The organism is Klebsiella sp. MS 92-3 (assembly GCF_000195655.1).
In the GTDB taxonomy this organism is placed as follows: Bacteria; Pseudomonadota; Gammaproteobacteria; order Enterobacterales; family Enterobacteriaceae; genus Klebsiella; species Klebsiella pneumoniae.
In genome coordinates this window covers 1-4,319 of sequence record NZ_GL882735.1, presented here as the reverse complement: position 1 = coordinate 4,319, position 4,319 = coordinate 1, and the positions used below count along the sequence as shown (strand labels likewise).

The 4,319-nt window shown below is 59.0% G+C and carries 3 protein-coding genes; all 3 read right to left on the bottom strand.

Annotated elements, in window-relative coordinates; translation table 11 throughout:
* Window positions 1–10: 10 nt before the first annotated feature.
* The gene (sixA, locus tag HMPREF9538_RS23385) at window positions 11–496 is read right to left on the bottom strand and encodes a phosphohistidine phosphatase SixA (RefSeq protein ID WP_002913355.1); all 486 of its coding nucleotides are present in this window, start codon (window positions 494–496) and stop codon (window positions 11–13) included.
* Window positions 497–705: 209 nt separating this feature from the next.
* Complete coding sequence (gene fadJ, locus HMPREF9538_RS23390; protein WP_004149220.1) at window positions 706–2,850, bottom strand: fatty acid oxidation complex subunit alpha FadJ; 2,145 nt, start codon at window positions 2,848–2,850, stop codon at window positions 706–708.
* Window positions 2,850–4,160, bottom strand: a complete 1,311-nt coding sequence (gene fadI, locus HMPREF9538_RS23395; RefSeq protein ID WP_004185010.1) for an acetyl-CoA C-acyltransferase FadI — start codon at window positions 4,158–4,160, stop codon at window positions 2,850–2,852. The genes fadJ and fadI overlap by 1 nt, the downstream gene beginning before the upstream one ends.
* Window positions 4,161–4,319: the final 159 nt, after the last annotated feature.

Sequence of the window (4,319 nt, the reverse complement as noted above, 5' to 3'; positions counted from 1 at the left end):
GGGGGGGCCGTCAGATGGCGTTGGCCATCTTGAGGTTGCAGGGGCTTTTTTGCCAGAGGAACTCACCTTTGCCGTCGGCATCCAGCGTCACGCAGGCGATAGCCGAGGTGGTGAACATCGGGGGCGTTTCCCCCGGACACAGCTCTGAGACCAGATACCCCACCAGCGGCAGGTGGGAGACAACCAGCGCCGTCGCCACGCCTTCATTCGCCAGCGCCTGCAGATAGGCGCTCACCATTCCCACATCACCGCACGGCGTGAGCTCCGGCATCACGTCGACATGTTTCGGCAGGTTCATGCACTCCCCAACAATATCCAGCGTCTGTTCCGCACGCAGATAGGGACTGACAAGAACGCGCTCAATATCCACTTTTTGACCTTTCAGCCAGGTTGCCATCTGACGAGACTCATCACAACCGCATACGGTTAATGGACGAACCGAGTCACTGGCTGCATCGAGGGCAGCGTCGCCGTGACGCATAATAAAAACTTGCATATTGCACCGCTTTTGTTAACCAGAAGCACCGTAGTTTGGCCTGCGAAGACAAAACGCAGGTGACCCGGTGGCCGGGCATTGTGCCTGATCCATTCCACGAATGAAACGCTGTTTTTTACCTCAATGGCGTAAGTATAGTCAATCATTGTTTACAAAACAGCCAATCAACAGCGTCGTCCGCAGCCGGATTTACCTTCTTTGACCACAACTTAGGTCAGCCGTTCATCCGCTGGCCAAAAGGTGGTCCCCTGTTCAGCCATGCGTAATAAAGTGTCACAGGGTGTAAAACGTGGGCCGAACTGGGCGGCCAGGCGCTGCAGGATCGCGGCAACTTCACCCGCGCCGATAGTATCCATATACCGGAACGGGCCGCCAAGAAATGGCGGAAACCCTATACCAAAGACGGCGCCGATATCGCCATCGCGCGCGCTCCGGATAATCTGCTCATCAAAGCAGCGCGCCGCTTCGTTAAGCATCATCATCACACAGCGCTCCGCCACCTGCTGCGCGGAGAGCCGCGACTGCGGGCGGCCGATGCCGAGCAGCGGATAGACTGCCGGGTCGGGCCGTTTTTTGCTTTTACGCCCTTTTGTCTCATAAAGATAGAAACCACGATTATTTTTTCTGCCTTTGCGATCGTCCTTCAAAATCGCGTCAATGATGTTTGCAGGCGGGCTAAAACGTTCTCCAAACGCGCCCTCCAGCACGGGGATAATTTTGGTGCCGGTATCGATACCCACCTCATCCAGCAGTTGAATTGGCCCCACCGGGAAACCGAATTTAACCAACGCGTTATCAATGACTTCAATCGGTTCGCCTTCCACCAGCAGGCGCATCGCTTCATTGATATACGGCGCGAGGATACGGTTCACATAGAACCCCGCTTTATCTGCGACAACAATCGGCGTTTTCCCCTGCCGTTTAGCCAGCTGCACCACGGTGGCGATAGTCTGCGGGTCGGTTCCCTTGTGCGGGATCACCTCAACCAGCGGCATTTTTTCCACCGGACTGAAAAAATGCAGGCCGATTACCTGCCCCGGGCGGCTGGCGTGAGCGGCAATATCGCCGATTGGCAACGATGAGGTATTCGACGCAAAGATGGTCTGCGGCCCGCCGTATTGTTCCACTTCGCTGACCATCCGCTGTTTGAGAGCCAGGTCTTCAAATACCGCCTCGATCACCACATCGCGATGAGCAAAGCCCTGATAGTCGGTAGTGCCGGAGATCAGCGCCATCTGACGATCGCGCTCCACTGGGCGCAGTCGACGCTGACGAACCTGTTTATTCAGCAGATCCCAGCTGTACTTTAAGGCGTGGTTGATGCCACGCGGCTGGATATCTTTAATCCGCACCGGCAGCCCACCCTTACAGGCGGTCACATAGGCGATCCCCCCGCCCATCAGGCCGCCGCCCAGTACTGCAACGCTTCTCAGCGAACCGGGGCCCGCCTCGGCGCCAGGGTCTTTTTTCAGATCGGTACTGGCAAAGAAGATCGATCGCAGCGCCTGCGACTGCGGGCTCATCGCCAGTTCGCCAAATGCGCGCGCCTCTTCAGCGTATCCGCTGCTGCAGCCGTGGGCCAGACCATTCTCGACGACCTGCAAGATTCGCTTCACCGCCGGGTAATTTCCCTGCGTTTTGCGCTGCGTTTGTTTACCGACAAACTGGAATAACAGATGGCGCCCCAGAGGCCCTGCCAGTACGCGTTCACGAACAGGCACCTCCCGGCTGGTCGGTCGTCCCTTCAGCGCCAACTCCACCGCCGCCTGCAGTAAAATCGCCTGCGGCACCACCTCGTCCACCAGACCAGCCTTCAGCGCCTGCCGCGGCCGCAGCTGCTTGCCGGTGAGCATCATATCCAGCGCGGTGCTGACCCCGATCAGCCGCGGTAAACGCTGCGTCCCGCCGGAACCCGGCAGCAGGCCAAGCTGTACCTCCGGCAAGCCGAGTCGGGTTTTTTCGTCATCGCTACAGATACGGCCATGACAGGCCAGCGCCAGCTCCAGACCGCCGCCAAGGCAGGCGCCGTGGATAGCGGCAATCACCGGGATCGACAGGCCATGGATCTCAGCCATAATCTGCTGTCCCTGGCGCGCCAGCGCTTCCGCCTCCTGCGCGCTGCGGCAGCGGGCAATCATGTTGATATCAGCGCCGGCGATAAAGTTATCCGCTTTGGCGGAGATAAATACTACGCCGCGCACCGACTTATCGTCACGTAACTGGCGTATCAATCCCCGTACCTGACTGCCAAATTCGGCTTTCAGGGTATTCATTTTTTCACCCGGGGCATCAATGGTGATCACCGCGATTTTGTCCGCACGGACCTCAAGCTTAAAAGCGGAAACAGTATCCATTATTCAGCCTCCACGATCATCGCCGCACCCAGACCACCTGCCGCGCAGGCCGTCACCAAACCAAATCCCCCGCCCCGTCGCCGCAGCTCATGCAGCGTCTGGGTGATCATCCGCGCGCCGGTGGCGGCGAAGGGGTGACCGTAGGCGATAGAGCCGCCGAGGACGTTAAACTTGCTTTCATCTACCTCACCGGTGGCCTGCGAGCGGCCCAGCACCTCGCGGGCAAAGTGGTCGCTTGCCAGACACTGGAGATTGGCCAGCGTCTGCGCGGCGAAAGCTTCGTGCATATCGATAAGCGTGAGATCCGCCAGCGTCAGGCCAGCGCGCTCCAGCGCCAGTGGCGTGGACCACGCGGGCCCCAGCAGCATATCCTGCCAGACGTCGATGGCAGTAAAGGCGTAGCTGCGCAGATAGCCCAGCGGCCTCAGCCCCAGCTCTTTAGCCCGCGACTCGGTCATCAGGATCACCGCTGCCGCGCCGTCCGTCAGCGGCGTACTGTTGGCGGCGGTGACGGTGCCATGTTTGCGGTCAAAGGCCGGGCGTAACTTCTGATAATCTGCGAGCGTTGAATTTTTACGAATATTGTTGTCCTGCTCGAGCGGTTCGCGGAAAGGGGGAGCATAGGCGGTCATCACCTCTGCGGACAGTTTACCCTCTTCCCAGGCTTTCGCTGCCAGCTGGTGCGAACGATGCGCCAGGGCATCCTGTTGCTCGCGAGAGATCCCCCAGCTTTTCGCCATCTGCTCGGCGGTATCGCCCATCCGCAATCCGGTTGAATATTCAGCCACCGCCGGGGGGACCGGCAGCAGGTCGCGTGGCCGCAGACGGGAAAACAGCTTCAGCTTTTGGCTTAGCGTGCGTGCCTTATTGGCATCCACTAGCGTGCGGGCCAGCGTTTTACTGACCCCAATGGGCAGGACAGAGGAGGAGTCGGCGCCGCCGGCAATACCGGCGCGGATGGTGCCGGCCATCAGGCTTTCAGCGACGTTCGCCACGGCCTGGAAACTGGTGGCGCAGGCGCGGCTGACGCTATAGGCGTCGGTATGTACGCTCATGCCGGTACCCAGCACAATTTCCCGGGCGATGTTCGGCGCTTCCGGCATCTGCACCACCTGGCCAAAGACCAGTTGCTCGATGACTTCGGCAGGAATGTCGCTGCGCGCCAGCATCTCGCCAACTACCATTTTTCCTAAATCAATGGCCGGAACGCCATGAAAAGCCGTAGCCTGACGAGCAAATGGCGTGCGTAGCCCCGTGACAATGGCAATGCGATCGCCCTGACGGGTGATAAGCGGTAATGCCTGACTCATAACACTCCCCTGTTAACCAAGACAACCAAGTGGTCTGACCTGATAACATTCTTAACTAATTTTTTACATTAAGCCAATCGGAGAAGCGCAAAATTGCGAGCCAAAACACAGTGAAAAGAAAAGGAAACGCCCCCCCCCCCCGGCGGCGGGGGGGGGGGG

Excerpts from the sequence above, each read along its gene's own strand:
- sixA (WP_002913355.1), bottom strand. The coding sequence starts at position 496 with ATGCAAGTTTTTATTATGCGTCACGGCGACGCTGCCCTCGATGCAGCC.
- fadJ (WP_004149220.1), bottom strand. The coding sequence starts at position 2,850 with ATGGATACTGTTTCCGCTTTTAAGCTTGAGGTCCGTGCGGACAAAATC.
- fadI (WP_004185010.1), bottom strand. The coding sequence starts at position 4,160 with ATGAGTCAGGCATTACCGCTTATCACCCGTCAGGGCGATCGCATTGCC.